This is a genomic window from Flavitalea sp. (assembly GCF_035489435.1).
Lineage (GTDB): Bacteria > Bacteroidota > Bacteroidia > Chitinophagales > Chitinophagaceae > DATHKG01.
Genome location: NZ_DATHKG010000096.1, coordinates 23996 through 40957, shown reverse-complemented (window position 1 = coordinate 40957; position 16962 = coordinate 23996). Strand labels below are relative to the sequence as shown.

General features: G+C 35.7%; 14 protein-coding genes. All 14 read left to right on the top strand.

The genetic code is table 11. From position 1 onward, the window contains the following. Positions 1-125 precede the first annotated feature (125 nt). A complete protein-coding gene (locus VK664_RS15705; protein ID WP_461399631.1) occupies positions 126-1007 on the top strand; it encodes a decaprenyl-phosphate phosphoribosyltransferase in 882 nt (293 codons plus the stop codon). A gap of 2 nt (positions 1008-1009) precedes the next feature. Continuing rightward, on the top strand, positions 1010-2347 hold the full coding sequence (locus VK664_RS15700) for an FAD-binding protein (RefSeq protein WP_461399630.1): 1338 nt from the start codon (positions 1010-1012) through the stop codon (positions 2345-2347). Between the two features lie 7 nt (positions 2348-2354). Continuing rightward, complete coding sequence (locus tag VK664_RS15695) at positions 2355-3086, top strand: SDR family oxidoreductase (protein WP_461399629.1); 732 nt, start codon at positions 2355-2357, stop codon at positions 3084-3086. Further along, positions 3083-3676, top strand: coding sequence for an HAD-IB family hydrolase (locus VK664_RS15690; protein WP_461399628.1), 594 nt, complete (start codon positions 3083-3085; stop codon positions 3674-3676). The genes VK664_RS15695 and VK664_RS15690 overlap by 4 nt, the downstream gene beginning before the upstream one ends. Positions 3677-4646: 970 nt before the next feature. Continuing rightward, on the top strand, positions 4647-5192 hold the full coding sequence (locus tag VK664_RS15685) for a UpxY family transcription antiterminator (RefSeq protein WP_461399627.1): 546 nt from the start codon (positions 4647-4649) through the stop codon (positions 5190-5192). A 210-nt stretch (positions 5193-5402) separates the two neighbouring features. Further along, a complete protein-coding gene (locus VK664_RS15680; RefSeq protein WP_461399626.1) occupies positions 5403-7724 on the top strand; it encodes a GumC family protein in 2322 nt (773 codons plus the stop codon). A 175-nt stretch (positions 7725-7899) separates the two neighbouring features. Then, positions 7900-9351 (top strand): oligosaccharide flippase family protein, encoded by a 1452-nt coding sequence (locus VK664_RS15675; protein ID WP_461399625.1) that lies wholly within the window; start codon positions 7900-7902, stop codon positions 9349-9351. Then, complete coding sequence (locus tag VK664_RS15670; protein WP_461399624.1) at positions 9351-10712, top strand: O-antigen ligase family protein; 1362 nt, start codon at positions 9351-9353, stop codon at positions 10710-10712. The genes VK664_RS15675 and VK664_RS15670 overlap by 1 nt, the downstream gene beginning before the upstream one ends. A gap of 84 nt (positions 10713-10796) precedes the next feature. Beyond that, positions 10797-11759 carry a methyltransferase domain-containing protein gene (locus VK664_RS15665; protein WP_461399623.1) on the top strand — a complete coding sequence of 321 codons (963 nt, stop codon included), beginning with the start codon at positions 10797-10799 and terminating at the stop codon, positions 11757-11759. Positions 11760-11796: 37 nt separating this feature from the next. Then, complete coding sequence (locus VK664_RS15660) at positions 11797-12672, top strand: glycosyltransferase (RefSeq protein WP_461399622.1); 876 nt, start codon at positions 11797-11799, stop codon at positions 12670-12672. A 91-nt stretch (positions 12673-12763) separates the two neighbouring features. Beyond that, positions 12764-13567: a class I SAM-dependent methyltransferase gene (locus VK664_RS15655; RefSeq protein WP_461399621.1), complete on the top strand. Its 804-nt coding sequence runs from the start codon at positions 12764-12766 to the stop codon at positions 13565-13567. Positions 13568-13622: 55 nt separating this feature from the next. After that, the gene (locus VK664_RS15650; RefSeq protein ID WP_461399620.1) at positions 13623-14678 is read left to right on the top strand and encodes a glycosyltransferase; all 1056 of its coding nucleotides are present in this window, start codon (positions 13623-13625) and stop codon (positions 14676-14678) included. 67 nt (positions 14679-14745) lie between these two features. Beyond that, entirely contained in the window at positions 14746-15633 is an 888-nt protein-coding gene (locus tag VK664_RS15645) for a polysaccharide deacetylase family protein (protein WP_461399619.1), read from the top strand. A gap of 60 nt (positions 15634-15693) precedes the next feature. Then, positions 15694-16821, top strand: coding sequence for a glycosyltransferase family 4 protein (locus tag VK664_RS15640; protein WP_461399618.1), 1128 nt, complete (start codon positions 15694-15696; stop codon positions 16819-16821). The last annotated feature ends 141 nt before the right edge of the window (positions 16822-16962 follow it).

Sequence of the window (16962 nt, the reverse complement as noted above, 5' to 3'; positions counted from 1 at the left end):
TAGAGTTCGGGTTAACTGGGTGTAAACATAGAAAATATCTTTCATTCCTGCCAGCGCTACCTATATATTGGACGGTTGGCATTTTCAATTATTTATTTGTACTTTGACGCACTAATTAACCCAAAGTGGCTTACCTCAAACTCTTAAGACCAAAAGACTGGGCTAAAAACCTATTCTTATTTATCCCTATTTTTTTCGCCGGTGAGATTGCAAATATCTCAAAAGTCGGTGAGTTGTTACTTGGCTTCCTTGCGTTCAGCTTTGTAGCAAGCAGTATTTATATCATTAATGACTACCGGGATGTTGAAGATGATAGAAAGCATCCCGTAAAGAAAAATCGTCCTATTGCATCAGGTGCGGTATCCAAAACAGCTGCATTGATAATCTGCGGTATTCTGTTGATAATGGGTTTTAGCCTTGCTTATTTAATCAGGGACAAATTCATGTTTGTGCTGGGTATCTATTTTGTGATCAACGTTTGTTATTCGCTCGGGCTTAAAAACATTCCAATACTTGATATTCTGATCCTGGCTATAGGGTTCGTGTTAAGAGTAAAGGCAGGGTCCGTAATTTCGTTGGTTCCTTTGTCGCAATGGATTATTATTATGGTTTTTCTTCTGGCGGTTTTCATGGCAATTGGAAAGCGGCGAGATGATGTGCTTCTGAAAATGAATAGCGGAGCAGACATGCGGAAATCAATAAAGGGATATAATCTTGAACTGTTGAATATATTACTTGCACTGGTTTGTGCTGTAATTGTTGTAGCATATTTTATGTACACAATGTCTGAAGATGTAATCACAAGGCTTGGAACCTACCGCCTTTATTATACCTGCCTTTTTGTTTTAGCTGGGATAATGCGATACCTGCAAATTATTTACGTGATGGCAGACTCCGGTTCGCCAACGAAAGTCCTTTACAAGGATCGCTTCATACAAATTTCATTGCTCCTTTGGATAGCCAGTTTTATTACAATTATTTACATTAAGGATATAACACTGTTTTAAGGATGAAGAAAAATATTGCTAATTGGGGAAACTATCCGGTTGTTGACAGTGACGAACTTACTTTTAGTTTTGATAATGATCTCAAAACACATGTGGATCAGGGAATGAGTTTTATCCCCAGGGGTAACGGTCGTTGCTATGGGGATGCGTCCCTTGCTGCTGAAACTTTATCAACTTTAAAATATGATAAGGTATTATCCTTCGACATTGAAGCCGGGATTTTTGAATGCCAGAGCGGACTAACGCTGGATAAAATAATTGAGATCATAGTACCTAAAGGATGGTTTCTTCCGGTTACCCCCGGAACTAAATATATCACAATTGGTGGTGCTGTCGCAAGTGACGTCCACGGAAAAAATCATCATGTCGATGGTTCATTTTCAAACCATATCTTAAACATGGATATTGTCCGGGAAAATGGTACTACAATTACCTGCTCACCTGTACAAAACAAAGATCTGTTTGAAGCTACCTGTGGAGGAATGGGACTTACCGGGTTGGTCACAAGAGTGAAGTTTCAGCTGAAGAAAATACAAACGTCTTATATCAAACAGAAGCAACTAAAAGCCCAAAATCTGGACCATATCATTCAGCTGTTTGATGAATACAGTCAGTATACTTATTCTGTAGCCTGGATAGACTGCCTTAAGAAAGGAAAAAACTTTGGCCGAAGCATTCTTATGCTTGGCGAACATGCCGAGGTAAAAGATTTACCTGAGGATAAACGGTCCAATCCACTGCAGCTTCCTAAAAATAAACAGATTTCTTTTCCATTTAATCTGCCCTCGTGGTTCCTGAATTCTTTTACAGTAAAGGTGTTTAATTTTTTATACTATGGAAAAAATTTCAAAAAAGAAATTAATAATATAGTGAGTTATGAGCCTTTTTTCTATCCACTCGATGCAATACTGCATTGGAATCGTGGTTATGGAAAGAAAGGCTTTATTCAATACCAGTTTGTGCTACCATTGAGCGCTAAAGAGGGTTTGAAGGAAATTGTGCAGCGAATAAGTGATGAAGGGATGGGTTCGTTTCTTGCCGTATTGAAGGTGTTTGGAAAACAAGAGAGCATGATTTCATTTCCGGATGAAGGTTATACATTAGCTCTTGATTTTCCGGTACGTCCCAACTTATTTCCGTTTTTAGATGAGTTGGATAAAGTTGTGTTGAAATATGGTGGACGCCTCTACATGAGTAAAGATGCAAGGATGAAACCTGAGATGTTAAGGGCGGGATATCCAAGACTCGATGAATTTAAAGCTACGTTAAAAAAATATAATCCGGAAGGTAAGTTCAGGTCGGCACAGTCTGACCGGCTTTTGCTAACCCCTAACCATTAAACAAATAATGTCTACTGTACTAATCCTTGGCGCAACTTCCGACATAGCAGTTGCGATTGCCAATACATATGCATCGAATGGCTTTAATATACAGTTAGCGGCAAGAAACATTGCACGTCTTACCCCATTGCAATCTGACTTGCAAATACGATTTAATATTCACTGTTCACTGCATTTGTTCGATGCAGGTAATTTTGGATCTCATCAGTCTTTTTTCGATGAGCTTCCTGTTAAACCGGATATAACGATTTGTGTATTTGGTTATATGACCGATAATGAAATAGCAAGAGCGCAATGGACTGAGACGGAAGCCATGATAAACATAAATTATACGGGTGCTGTATCAATTTTGAATATCGTCAGTAACTATTATGGAATTCAGAAAGCAGGTGTGATTGCAGGAATAAGTTCAGTGGCAGGTGAGCGGGGCAGGCAAAGTAATTATATTTATGGGAGTGCCAAAGCGGGCTTCACAGCTTATTTATCAGGATTGAGAAACCGAATGATTCAGGACAATGTGCATGTTTTAACTGTAAAGCCGGGATTTGTATACACGAAGATGACCGAAAATCTTGTATTGCCTAAATTATTAACAGCTCAACCTGCTGAAGTAGCCAAAGCTATATATAATGGAGTGAGGAAGCGAAAGAACGTTATATATGTGAAATGGTTCTGGAGATGGATTATGCTGATAATTAAATCAATACCAGAGTTCATTTTTGTAAAACTGAAGATGTGAAAAAACATATTGCATTTTTCGACTTTGATGGTACCATTACAACAAAGGATACATTACTGGAATTCATCAAATTCAGTAAAGGCAACATTCCCTTCTACCTTGGATTCATCCTCAATTTGCATTATCTGTTGGGATACAAACTTGGTGTCATTTCCAATCATCATGCAAAGGAAAGAATACTTATACATTTCTTTAAGAACACAACACTAGCAACCTTCGAAAATTATTGCGCGCAATTTTCTTTACAAGTTTTACCTGGTCTAATAAGGACTGGGGCTAAAGAGGAAATAAAGAGGCTAATTGATGAAGGGGTAGAAGTAGTGATAGTAACTGCGTCAGCGGAGAATTGGGTTAAACCGTGGGCGGATTCTATGGGAGTTGAGTTAATCGGAACCAGGTTGGAGCTGCAGGAAGAAAAGTTGACAGGAAAGCTCCAGGACATTAATTGCCACGGTGAGGAAAAAGTTGCTCGTATCAAACAACGGTTTTCCCTCACTGATTACGAAAAGATTTTTGCGTACGGGGATACTTCAGGAGATAAGCCTATGTTGGCAATAGCGCATGAGTCGTACTATAAGCCGTTTAGGTAAACCTGGTCGATTTTAGTTTGATTAACAAGCAGTGCTGATTGAAGATTCTGAAGCATGTTGGGATTTCGTCACTTTTTGATAAAGTATACTAATTAGCTTCACGCGATTTTTTACCAAGCCTTGGTTTTTATAAAATTCAATACCCAGTCTTCACTTTTCTCCAGGGAGCGCTTGGGTAAGTCATCGATAACCACTAAAGTAGGCAGCGTATTTTTATTGTGGATGTTTCATTTGAGAAAGTTTTCGACGGGTTCATATTCAGGTACTTTATTGATCTTCTGGCCAATCAGCGTTCAACCTATAATACTCCTTTAAATCCGGGCCACGGCTTAGTTAAAAATATACTATCGACAGTCTCTTAAATTCGGACCATTGGCTTGGTTAACAAGGTCGCACTATTCGGCGAAGAAGTCGACGATTACCGGATTGTCACCCTGGATATGATTTTCGAATTGGTTCATAACAATGTATTTTATGATCACTATATCACTATTATGCCTTATTGTAGATCATAAAAGGTCATTTGCTAGGTAAAATCACTTACCAAAAAAAGGAAATTTAGAATTAACAGCAGGAAAAAAAATGAGACGGACCTATACCCTAATAAAATTCAAAGACTTAAAATCAAGCAAATTATGGAAGATATTTTTGTTTCATTTTTCTTTATTGAGGTTAAGAAACAAGATTAAAATTTGAACAGTTGATTTTGTTGTAACAAATTCCCCTTATTTTTATCTGAATAAAGACCCTTAGGTCCTTTAATCAAAACTAATCCATCTTCCGCTAAACCACCTGGGTTACGATCCCATTGCCGGATATATTGCATATGAAGGTTTACACCTGCAGATATTTCCCGTATAAACTTATTTTTCGCTAAAGAGACCGATGTAAGCGGATTTGGCGGAGCCCTGCCCCGAACGAAAATCACACCTTAAATATTGTATCACTCTATACTCTCTAAACCTTATCTATGAGTGAAAAAAAATGGTATGCGGTTTATACTCGCGTACGGTGGGAAAAGAAAGTCTCTGAACTGCTTTCAAAAAAGCACATTGAAAATTATTGCCCTCTTAATAAGGTAAAAAAGCAATGGGCTGATCGCAAAAAAATCGTTCTCGAGCCTCTATTTACATCTTATGTATTCGTAAGAATCTCGCCAGATCAACATCTTCAAATGATTAAGACAGATGGAGTTATCAATTTTGTCCACTGGCTTGGAAAACCTGCGCAGATCCGTGATATTGAAATTGCAATGATTCGTAGTTTTCTTGGTGAACACACCCATGTTACACTTGAAAAAACTTCTGTTAATTTGCATGATATTGTCCGAGTAGTTAGTGGACCTTTAATGAAACATGAAGGACAAGTTATTGCGGTAAAAAGTAACACGGTAAAAATCGTTTTACCTTCTCTTGGTTACATGATGTCTGCTGAAATTCAAACTTCGAGGGTTGAAGTTGTAAGAACTAGAATATTATTCGAACTATATGGTCAAGATAATCTAGCACTTGGTTAGTGCCAGTTTATCTGGATGTGAAAACCCACAACGTGAGGTAAATCAAAAGCAGGTTGCTTCTTACTAGAAACCGGAGAATAAGTATCCAGCAATGCTCGCTTCTTTTTATAATCGACAGCTTCTTATTTATCTACTTCGCTTATCAATTAGACGTTTTTAATTGACGCCTGGTGGACAATTGAGTGGAGCTGATTTTTTATTTCTTTTGTTATGCGAAATATATCAGAAACTGGCGACGAAAGTATAGGGAATATAATATCTCAGTTCTTCAATCGCTATATTCCATACTGGCCGATTTTTCTCATACTGCTGGTTATATCACTAACCGGAACTTGGTTGTATACACGTTTAACAGCACCACTTTATGAATCAGTCGCTACTCTGCTTATTAAAGATGAAAAAAAAGGCATTGATGATTCGAGGATGATTGAATCTTTGAATCTAATTACTACAAAAAAAATCGTCGAAAACGAAATAGAGGTACTCACATCTCGATCGCTAATGAATGAAGTAGTAACGGATTTAAAATTATACGCACCAGTTTACTCTGTTAATAATTGGGGGAAAGTATCGGCTTATTCTTTCTCTCCGATCCAAATCGAAGCAAAATACCCAAAATTGCTACCTGAAGTCGCGAAAATAAGGATCAAGTATAACTCTATGAAATCAGAGGCTATGATCGACAATCGCAGCTTTCCTTTAAATGAATGGGTTCAAACTTCCTATGGAATTCTTAAATTCATTCAAACTAAGACCAATCAAGCCTGGGAAGAAAAGCCGCTATATTTCGCATTGACAAACCCCAAAAAAGTAACTTCTGATTTGATGGAGAAATTTGAAGTTTCTGCTTCCAGTAAACTTTCAACAGTATTAAATTTGAAATTAAAGAATGAAGATCCTGTCCTTGCTGAACACATATTGAATCACCTTATCAAAGCTTATAATCGCGCTGCCATTAATGATAAAAATGCTCTAGCAGCGAGCACCTTCCAATTCGTGCAACAACGATTAAATATCGTTGGTCGACATCTTGATTCAATTGAAGACAAAATTCAGAAATACAAATCAAACAAAGGCGCGGTCGATATCAGTTCACAGGGACAACTGTTTCTGAAAAACGTAAGTCTAAATGACCAAAAGGTGAGTGATATCAATATGCAATTAGCAGTTCTTGACCAGGTGGAAAGATATGTTAAGACGAAGGATAATAGTTTTGGAATTGTTCCTTCAACTTTGGGGATTTCTGATCCGCTTTTGACTGGACTACTTGAGAAATTATACATTTCGGAACTTGAGAAAGAAAGACTTAAAAAGACAACAGGAGAGAACAGCCCTGTGATGATTTCGCTATTTAATCAAATCGAAAAAATTAAGCCCAGTATAATAGAAAATATTCAAGGTCAAAGAAGAAGCCTTGAAGCTAGCTTAAAAAATTTATTGTTCACGAATACAACTTATTCATCTCTACTTCAATCAATACCTCAAAAAGAAAGAGATCTTGTTGAAATTAGTCGGCAGCAACAAATTGAGAGCAGTATTTATTCATTCTTACTACAAAAAAAAGAAGAAGCTGCTTTGTCAAATTCCTCCACGGTAGCTGATAATAGGATAGTGGATCAAGCTGAGTCTTCACTATTTCCTGTGAGTCCAAACAAAAAACTTATATATCCGCTAGCGGTAATGGTAGCCTTTGCCTTTGGAATTTTGCTGATCAATTCTAAGGAATATTTATCAAACAATATTTTATTCAGGAATGAAATAGAAACTATGAGTTCATTTCCGATTATAGCCGAAATATGCTACGAAAATTCTAAAAATCCGATAGTGATATACGATGGGGCTAGAGGTATTATTGCGGAGCAATTCCGGAAGTTGAGAACATCCTTGAGACATATTGGAATTGGAGGCAAACAGAAAATATTACTTGTGACATCTTCTGTCCCTGGGGACGGGAAAAGTTTTGTAGCGGCCAATCTTGGACTTTCTGTTGCGCTTACGGGGAAAAAAGTAGTTATAGTTGAAGCGGATCTTAGCAATCCTTCTTTAAGTCAAATACTAACGGTCGCAACTGAAAAGGGCTTAAGCAGTTATTTAAAGGATGAATTAGAACTGGAAGACATTATAGTAAGAACAGAAATAAATATTAATCTTTTTGTTGTTGCTGCAGGTGCGCTTCCTTCAAATCCGTCGGAGTTACTGATGAAGGACAGAATGGCTGACTTGCTAGTTTATTTGGAGCAAGTATTTGATCTTGTTTTAATCGATACCGCACCCGTAGGATTACTTTCAGATGCATATACATTGGCTCAGCATTGTGATGCAACATTGTATATAATCAGGCACGGGCATACGCCTAAAATTGCAGTCGAAAGATTAGATAAAAATAATCAAATACATGAGTTAAAAAATGTTGGACTTGTTTTTAATGGAATTCGTTCGAGAGGCTTTAAGAAGTATAGTTATGGTCATGCCTATGGCTATGGCTATGATACAAACACGAACCACTACCAAAGCAAATTAGCTACAAAGTGAAGCAAATTCAATTAGCTATTGTCAAATGGTTGTTGTTAAGAAAGTCATATAATTAAAGATTTTAACTCACGAGCAAATTATTATTGAAACCAAATGTTGAGAGGTGCAAGCTCATAGAGTACTTGTCCAGATCGAACTTGCCGCAACAGCCCGCATCGAACTCCCATAGTCAGAGATGAAGAAGAGTTTGTTTTACAATATATTACTAACTGGGTCAAATTTCGTTTTTCCACTCTTGACGTTTCCTTATTTGTCTAGAATAGTCGGGGCCGAAGGTTTGGGTGTTTGTAATTTTATATTGTCTTACTGCCAAAATTTTATTATCATCGCAGCACTTGGTTTGTCCGTGTATGGTGTCAGGGAAATTGCAAGCGTAGGAAGTGATGTACGAAAAAGGTCTGTGCTATTTTACGAAATATTAGTTGTACATATATTTCTAACTGTTATATTGTTATGCATCTATTTTGCTTCTTTATCGTTTTATAACCGATTTGACAGTTATAAGCTGTTGACTATTGCTGGCGGTCTATTTATTTTATCACAGGCTTTTTCCATTGAATGGCTTTTTTTCGGCGTCAGCGACTTTAAATACATAACTATAAGGAGTTTGGTGATTAAGCTTTTGACGATTGTCGCAGTTTTTCTATTCGTAAAAAAGTCAACGGACGTTTCCTTATATTTCTTAATTTATGTATTGCAGTTCGTCGTGACCGCATTAACTAACTTAAATTATGCAAAAAAATATGTCCAAAGAATTGGAGCAATACAAGTAAACCGACTAGCAGCTCACTTCAAACCACTTTTGGTTTTAGGAATGTATATTGTACTGACCAAAATCTATACAATACTTCCCACAACATTGCTCGGCTTTTTGTCTTCAACATCCGCAGTTGGTTACTTCTATACGGCAGATAAAATAGTTCGAATTTTTATATCTTTTTTTGGGGCAGTCTCGGCCGTACTTATACCAAATTTGAATTCATTGCTTCACAGAGACGATAAGAGTGCTTTTATAGCAATTATAGAAAAGTCGATGAATTTTGTAATAATTCTAGGAATACCAATTACTTTGTTTGTATATCTGTTCGCGAAGCCGCTAACGATGGTTTTTGCTGGACAAGATTTCCTTCCTTCAATAATTTGTATTAAGATAATGGCTCCAGTGATTTTACTGGTCGCATTTGGTCAAATCTTTTGTCTTCAAATTCTTAGTGTTTTTCAGAAGGACAGTCTAATGGTGCTTTTAGCTCTTATTGGAATGATATTGGGTCTTGTTATTAATTTGATTTTTATACCCCGCTATCATCAAAATGCTGTCGCCGTGTCACAGTTACTGTGTGAATCTTTAGTGACAATAATTTCTTTGTATTTCGTAAAAAAGTATATTAATATCAGTTTTCCGTTAAAGAAATTTATCTACAATCTTTTTTTTACGCTTCCCTTTTTTGCAATTTCTTATGTTTTGTATACATATCTGATCAATGACTTGCTGATTTTGATATGTGCTACTACCTGTTGTACACTTTATTTTGGTGTCTACCAATTTCTTATATTAAAAGATACGAACCTGATAAAGTTGGTAAAACCATATCGGCTTAAATTTTATAAATTAAAGCCTGAGGCTTAATGGGAAAATTATTCTTTCTAGTTGCTGCTATTGTTTTCTTTTGGGGGATTTTACAGTCTTCAGGAGTAAAGAGATTGATATGGTTTTTCACTGGTATTCTATTTTTTTCAGATAGAATTATGATTATTGAATTTCCCACGAAAATGTCATTCGATCGCTTATTGATTTATAGCTTGATGTTTTCTGAAATAGTTAAGTCCGGAAAATTGATCCCTAAGATCAAATATTACCCTTTAGTGTCTTCAATGATAATTTTTCTAGTTGGAGTTTTAACTATCGGTGTCTTTGATGAGAGGATAGGCTTGGTTCTGAAAATTTATAGACCGCTCGATTATTTCGTACAAACGATATTTGTCTCGTTGTTATGTTACATCAACATTACCAAAACTCAAGATTGGGAAAAATTGGTGAAATTTTTATTAGTATCTTCTTTAATCATGGGTATTTACGGAATCTTCAATTTTTTCACTCTTAGCAATCCGCTCGATCATTTGATAACTACTTTATATCGTTCAGTTTCACCTTTCGATGACTACGCCCAGGGTAGTGGAAGATTTAGAATAAATTCTTTTGTTTCCCACCCGATATACTATGGCTACTTGTGTGGAATATTCTCTTTGTTAGCATTTTACAGTTTCTTCTACCTGAAACAGCTAAAGCAACTTAGTATCGTCGTTATGTTGTTAGCTACTACGAATCTGATCCTTGCAAATTCAAGAACACCGCTTTTGGCATTTGCTATAGGGTTGATAATTTTTATTCTTTTGGCATTTCGAACCTTGGCAAAAATTAAAATGCTAATAGCCATTGGATTTATTTGCTGTGTGATATATAATATACCAATTATACATGAATCAGTTGAAAACACGGTAGATGCATTTCGTGTAAACGGTGGTAATACTTCTGGGAGTTCACTAAATATGCGAACATTGCAGTTACAAGCTAGTTATAATGAATTTCTGAAAAATCCAATTTTTGGTAATGGCCTTTATTATATAGAAGAAGATTTGGGATGGGCCAGTACGGAACAAGAGAGAACCAGTGATCCTGACTTTGAAGGTTTCGAGAGTTATTTCTATCAACTTTTAATCGAACAGGGATCGGTAGGTATTTTTGTTACGCTGATATTTATAGCTAGTATAATATCGTATTTATTCAAAAAAAGGGTTGTTGATAAGCAAATTTCGGCCTTTGGGTTTTCGATATTGTGTATGTTTTTAGTGTTTAGCATGGGGACTGGAACTTTACATTCATGGATAATATCAATGGGATTGATAGGAATATGTTCAAAATATTTGGAATTGAAGCAACATGAAACAAACGTTCCACTCCTACAGCCAATGGACGCCGGCATTAAATGATGGCAACAAGTCTTAAAAACGGAAATTTCTGCATATTGCTTTGTTCAACACGGATCGAATCCAAACACACTCCATGAGTAACAAATGAAAGCGAAATATTTAATAAAAGGCATTTTAAAGAGCATCCCTGGAATTGAATATTTCTACGAATTCAATAAACATACAGGAGGAACTTCAAACGCTAGATATTGCTATTCGGTTTGGTTAAGGCATTTAACATATGCTTTTCAAAACGGGTTGACTTCGATTCCAAAAACTGTTGCTGAACTTGGACCCGGTGATTCATTAGGAACTGGCATAGCGGCTCTTTTCTCAGGTGTAGAAAAGTACCTTGCTTTGGACATCAAATACTATGCAAATCAACGTCAAAATTTAAAGATTTTTGATGAGATTCTGGAACTCTTTGCCCTTAGAACAAATATTCCAGGCGAAAACGAGTTTCCTCGACTAAGACCCCTATTGGAGGATTATAGTTTCCCTTTCCATATTTTACCTAATAGTATTATGGAAGAAACTTTAAAGGACAAAAGGGTCGCTAAAATAAGGGAATCATTAGTCAATATGAATGGGACTGACTTTTGGAATAAGAATGAGTTCCTTCAATACAAAGTTCCTTGGAATCAAGCGAAGTCTATTGAACCGGGATCAGTAGATATGGTATTTTCCCAAGCAGTGCTACAAGCCGTAGACGATTTGCGTGGAACTTACATGAATATTTCAAAATGGTTAAAACCAGGTGGACTACAGTCTCATGATATTGGATTCAAATCGTGTGGAACGGCTGACACCTGGGATGGGCATTGGCAGTATTCTGATCTTGAATGGAAAATTATCAGAGGTCGGAAAAACTTCATTATCAACAGAGAACCCTATTCAACCCACCGCCGACTGCTTAACGAGAGTAGAAATACAATTATTTTCGAAATAAAGGAAACAGCAAAATCAAATATTGATACACTAAAGTTATCCAATCGGTTAAAAGAATTCACTCAAGAAAACCTTACTACATTTAGCGTCTTTCTTCAGGCAAAAAAGGAAGCCCACTAGACGCACGTCTTGAGATGATTAAGTTTATCGCAAAAGTATGAGTACGAACAAAATATCTGTTATCATTGTCCTCTACTATTCAAAACATTTGTTACCCGCTATAATTTCTAATGTTATTGAAAAGGTTAAGGAATGCGGTGAAATATTATTGATCAACAACAGCAGCGATGATTTGGAAATTTTCGAATCAGATTCTGTTAAAGTAATTTATCCTACTTACAATATGGGATATGGAGCTGCCATAAATTTGGGTGTTTCAAAAAGTAAATACGATTCGTTGTTGATTCTTAACCCAGACCTAAAAATTGAAAAGTTTGATATTTATCCATCAGATTTGTCCTGTGACTTAATCCTGTCAGGAAAAAATCCAAAGATCGAATATCATTATTTGAAGTTCCCAAATTTGTTAAGCTGTTTTTTTTCTATAGCTGTTATCGATTTGGTGTATATCAAAATGTTAGACAAATGGGTTCATTATCGAAAACAAAAAAATGATATTGACGACTATGTTGTTGATTACGTTTCAGGCGCTTTGATGCTACTTAATAAAAAAGCTTTTTATAAAATAGGCGGATTTGACTCCTCATATTTTTTATATTATGAAGAAACCGATTTTTGTAAGCGAGCAAATAAATTAGGAATTCCGGTATTGTGTACTTCCAAAATCGTTTTTACACCTGCAGCGGCCAAAGCCTCATCCAAAAATGTCGACAATATCAAGATTAGGGCAGGCATTTTATCGTGTAGAAGATATCATCTTAAATACAGCGGGAGAATTGCTACCAAATTTACATTCCTTCTATTGAAATTGCTATATGGGTTGGTTATCTTGTTTTTATACCCGCTCTCGGTTTTTAATAATAAATTAAAAAATAAAAGGAACATATGCCTATATAGGTTCACTTATTTATAACCCGCTAAATGAATGAATAAAATGCAGGTAGAGCTCCAGGATGAACTCCTGCAAAGAAATTTGTAAATTTTGCATCATAAAATACTGATCTATGGAAGACAATAAATATGCACAATATATTTTGGAAAAAGAATTAGCTCAAAAGTTGAGACTGAGTAACACCACAGAAAGAAAGCACGCTTATAAGGCGCTATATGGAGAATTATTTAGCAAATTTCCGAATATCGCTTATAATCCAAAGTCCGATATGTCACACAAAATCGGCTGGCAAATTGAGCTGTTAAAACCTTTCCTGCAATCCAATTTGGTTTTCGTAGAGGTTGGTGCAGGAAATTGCCTTTTAAGTATCGAAATAGCAAAATATGTTAAGGATGTCATTGCATACGAAGTTGCAGAAACAGCTCCACATATCGAAAATGCACCTAATAATCTTCATTTAAAAATATTCGACGGTATACAGTTCTCGGAGCCAGACAATTCCATTGACATTATTTACAGTAATCAGGTTTTTGAGCATCTACATCCCGATGACACTCCCGACCATCTTGCCCAGTGTTATAATATGTTGACGCCGGGGGGAAGGCTAATTATAATTACTCCAAATGGTTTAACTGGTCCATATGATATATCGAGGCATTATTCTATGACCCCAGAAGGACTCCACTTGAAAGAGTATAACTATGCAGAATTGAAACAACAACTAATCTCCATCGGATTCAAGAAGCCTAAATTCTTTATAGGTAGTAAAAAAACTGGATATTATTGTTTGAACGCCGGCGTCGTATTATTCTTAGAAAGCTTTTACAAAAAAATTCCTATATCAATAAGGTATAAATTAAAAGGCTTTTCCCTTCTCAAAAACGTCTTCGGCATAAAAATAATGGTTAGTAAATAACTATCTCACCAGGCTGATGGCCAATCATTGCTGATAAATTAAAGCAACCGGCAACATGAAGATCTTACATGTTATTTTTTCTTTTGCTCCAGACGGTGCTGAAACTATGCTCGTGGACATAATAAATCTACAAGCTAGAACAGAGGAAGTTGATTTAATGATTGTCAACAATATTTACAATAAAGAACTTCTTTCCACTATCGAGAAGAATGTTTCAATCCACTTAATCAACAGAAAAGAAGGCAGTTTTGACATATTTAGAATTTTAAATCTAAATTATCGTCTATTTAAAATCAAACCAGATATTATTCACTTTCATAATCATAATGGAATCAGGGTAATATTGTTTAAGGCAATTTTTAAAACATGTTTGACATTACATTCAGTGAACAAACCGTTGAAGTACCTGACAAAATATGATAAACTATTTTCAATATCTGATGCGGTAGAAAGGGACATATACCGAAGAGGTACATTGAAATCCACTGTTGTCTACAATGGAATTGACTTTTCGAAAATAAAGGTTAAAGATAAATATGCTTACGAAAGCAAATTTAACATTGTGGTCATCAGCAGGTTGATTCACGAAGTAAAGGGACAACATATTTTATTACAAGCTTTAAATGTTTTGATATTCGAAAACGGCCTCAACAACGTATCTATTGATTTTATAGGGGAAGGGCCCTCTCTACATTATCTGGAAGAGCTGACATCAAGGCTTGGTCTAAAAGATTGTGTACGTTTTTTAGGGTTAAAAGATCGAAAATATATTTATGATAACTTGTCTAATTATCACCTGTTAGTGCAACCTTCTATTTATGAAGGATTTGGTTTGACAGTTGTGGAGGGTATTGCCGCAAAAATACCAGTTTTAGTCTCTACCAGTGATGGACCCCTCGAAATAATTGGAAACGGGAAGTATGGATTCAAGTTTGAAAATGGAGATGCGGCGAGCTGTGCGGAAGCTATCAAACTTATAATTTCTCAAGTTGGTAATGAAGATTTTCATCTTACATTGATCAAGGCATGTAGTTACGCGCGAGATAAATTCTCTATTCAAACGACTGCAAAGGATTACCTTATCCAATATAATAATTTGGCTTTGAAATGAATCAGCTTCAAAACCGAATGCCCATTAATAGTCTATCGAATGATGCCAAACAACATTTCAATTACTTATGAAACTCTTGAAAGAAGCAATCGCATTTTTTCTAATTGCAGTGTATAAGCTACGAAAATCAAACACCAGTGGCATCTTATCGATTTATTTTCATAATCCATCTAAAGATATTTTTCATAAGGTAATTCTTTGGCTGGCAAACAATAAGTATCAATTTATCTCAACGAAAGAATTAGAATTATTATTATTGACTCGAAAAGAATTGACTGGGAAGATGGTATGCATAACTTTCGACGATGGATGGAAGCCAAATTTAGAGCTTTTGCCAATAATTGAGAAGTACAGAATCCCAGTTACTATTTTTATACCTACCGATCCAGTAATTAACGGGAATTATTGGTTCGAATATGCTAGAATAAAAAGACAGCGTTTCTTAACAAAGATCAAGAACGTTGACGAGTTCAAAAAATTGACATTCGAAAAATTCTATGACAAAGTCGCCTTATTAAAAGCTAATTTCATTTTAGATAGAAGTTGTATTGATTTAGATGAACTGAAATTAATAAGCGAAAAAGAGCTAATTACTATTGGTTCACATACTGTAAGTCATCCGATATTAAAACGATGTTCGGTTGAAGTTCAACGAAAGGAGCTCTTACATTCCAAAGAAATTTTGACGAAATGGTTAAAGAAAGAAATAGAATATCTTGCTTATCCAAATGGTGACTATAATTCAGATACGATTAGCATTGCAAAGGAATGTGGATATAAATTATGTTTTACTACTTTTCCGGCCGTCATTAAAGTAACGCATGCAGACCCTTACTTAATACCTCGTTATTCTATAAATGATGCTGGTGGTTATTTGGAAAACATTGCTAAAGCTTTAGGCCTCTGGCAACGCTTTTACTTTAAGCATCCACCGAAACATCAACGCGAGGCATAGCTTACTTATTACGAATCCGAAAGGATTGTCTATTCGTTCCACAATCATTTAAGCTTATTTATGATTAGAGAAACAAAAATATTAATGGGCATTCCTTCTAAGAAACTGAAAATGGGTGGACCTACTACTCACCTACCATTTCTGGTAGACTATTTTAATAAAAATGAACAATTCAAAATACGCACTTTTGATTACGGAAGCAAAGTGGATGGTGGATCTCTGGTCCATCAAAAAGAAGGGCATGTAAGAAAAGTTATCAATACAATACAAGTCTTCATTATATTCATTTATCAAATAGCTACATATCGCCCTCAAATAGTTCACATAAATACTGCATTTGATAGAAGATCGTTATTACGCGACCTTCCGTTTTCAATTTTCTGTTATCTTTTTGGACAAAGATTAATATTCAAGCTACATGGCAGCAGTGATTTGATAAACACTAAGAGCAGTGTATATCGATTTTTAATAAGGCTATTTTTCGTTGGAGCGAAGAAAATAGGAGTCTTGTCGGAAATTGAAAAGACACAATTTGTGTTAAAATTTGGGAATGTCCACAAGCTGGAAGTCGTAAAGAATATTGTAAATCTAAACGAAGTTAAAAGATGTACATTTTTTGCTAAGAATACCAATAAAACTTATATTTTATTTGTTTCGCGTATAGTGAAAGGAAAAGGATTAGATGACCTCATCGCAGCGCTTAAAATTATCTTAGAGATAAATCCAGCATATATATTGGTTGTTGCTGGTGATGGTCCAGAATTGGCATCGTCTCGTCGACTTGCCCAGGATCTCTTGGTAGATGAATCGATAATATGGTTAGGCTTAATTCCTCACGATGAGATCGCTTCACTAATCCAGTCTGCGGATATATTTATTTTTCCGTCCCATTTTCCTGAAGGAATGCCAATGGCCCTGGTTGAAGCCCTTAGATGTGGAATTCCACTGATTACTACAAGAGTTCGTTTTGCCTTAAACTATCTTATTGAAAACTCGAACTGTCTGTTTATAGACGCTGGAAACATTGATGATATCTCAGAAAAGATTATTGTGCTAGTTAACGACACATTGATTCAAGATAAAATGAGACGACAAAATCCGGAATTAGTTGTGCGCTTTAGTGCTTCAGCCGTAGGATTCGAATTTCAAGAATTATACAAACAGATGATACAAACTTCGCAAAATTAATTCTCCTTTTTATTCTTGACCATTATAATAAATGTAAAGAATCGAAGCCTACAAGAATTAAACAACGTTACTATTTCGAAAAAATTCTGTAAGCTATCTCTATTGTAGTGATCTCTATTCCTGGCGCATACTATGGCTTAT

Bases quoted from the DNA above. Each gene is read 5' to 3' on its own strand.
- VK664_RS15700 (WP_461399630.1), top strand. From the start codon at position 1,010: ATGAAGAAAAATATTGCTAATTGGGGAAACTATCCGGTTGTTGACAGT.
- VK664_RS15670 (WP_461399624.1), top strand. From the start codon at position 9,351: ATGGGAAAATTATTCTTTCTAGTTGCTGCTATTGTTTTCTTTTGGGGG.
- VK664_RS15685 (WP_461399627.1), top strand. From the start codon at position 4,647: ATGAGTGAAAAAAAATGGTATGCGGTTTATACTCGCGTACGGTGGGAA.
- VK664_RS15650 (WP_461399620.1), top strand. From the start codon at position 13,623: ATGAAGATCTTACATGTTATTTTTTCTTTTGCTCCAGACGGTGCTGAA.
- VK664_RS15660 (WP_461399622.1), top strand. From the start codon at position 11,797: ATGAGTACGAACAAAATATCTGTTATCATTGTCCTCTACTATTCAAAA.
- VK664_RS15645 (WP_461399619.1), top strand. From the start codon at position 14,746: ATGAAACTCTTGAAAGAAGCAATCGCATTTTTTCTAATTGCAGTGTAT.
- VK664_RS15665 (WP_461399623.1), top strand. From the start codon at position 10,797: ATGAAAGCGAAATATTTAATAAAAGGCATTTTAAAGAGCATCCCTGGA.
- VK664_RS15640 (WP_461399618.1), top strand. From the start codon at position 15,694: ATGATTAGAGAAACAAAAATATTAATGGGCATTCCTTCTAAGAAACTG.
- VK664_RS15675 (WP_461399625.1), top strand. From the start codon at position 7,900: ATGAAGAAGAGTTTGTTTTACAATATATTACTAACTGGGTCAAATTTC.
- VK664_RS15695 (WP_461399629.1), top strand. From the start codon at position 2,355: ATGTCTACTGTACTAATCCTTGGCGCAACTTCCGACATAGCAGTTGCG.
- VK664_RS15680 (WP_461399626.1), top strand. From the start codon at position 5,403: ATGCGAAATATATCAGAAACTGGCGACGAAAGTATAGGGAATATAATA.
- VK664_RS15655 (WP_461399621.1), top strand. From the start codon at position 12,764: ATGGAAGACAATAAATATGCACAATATATTTTGGAAAAAGAATTAGCT.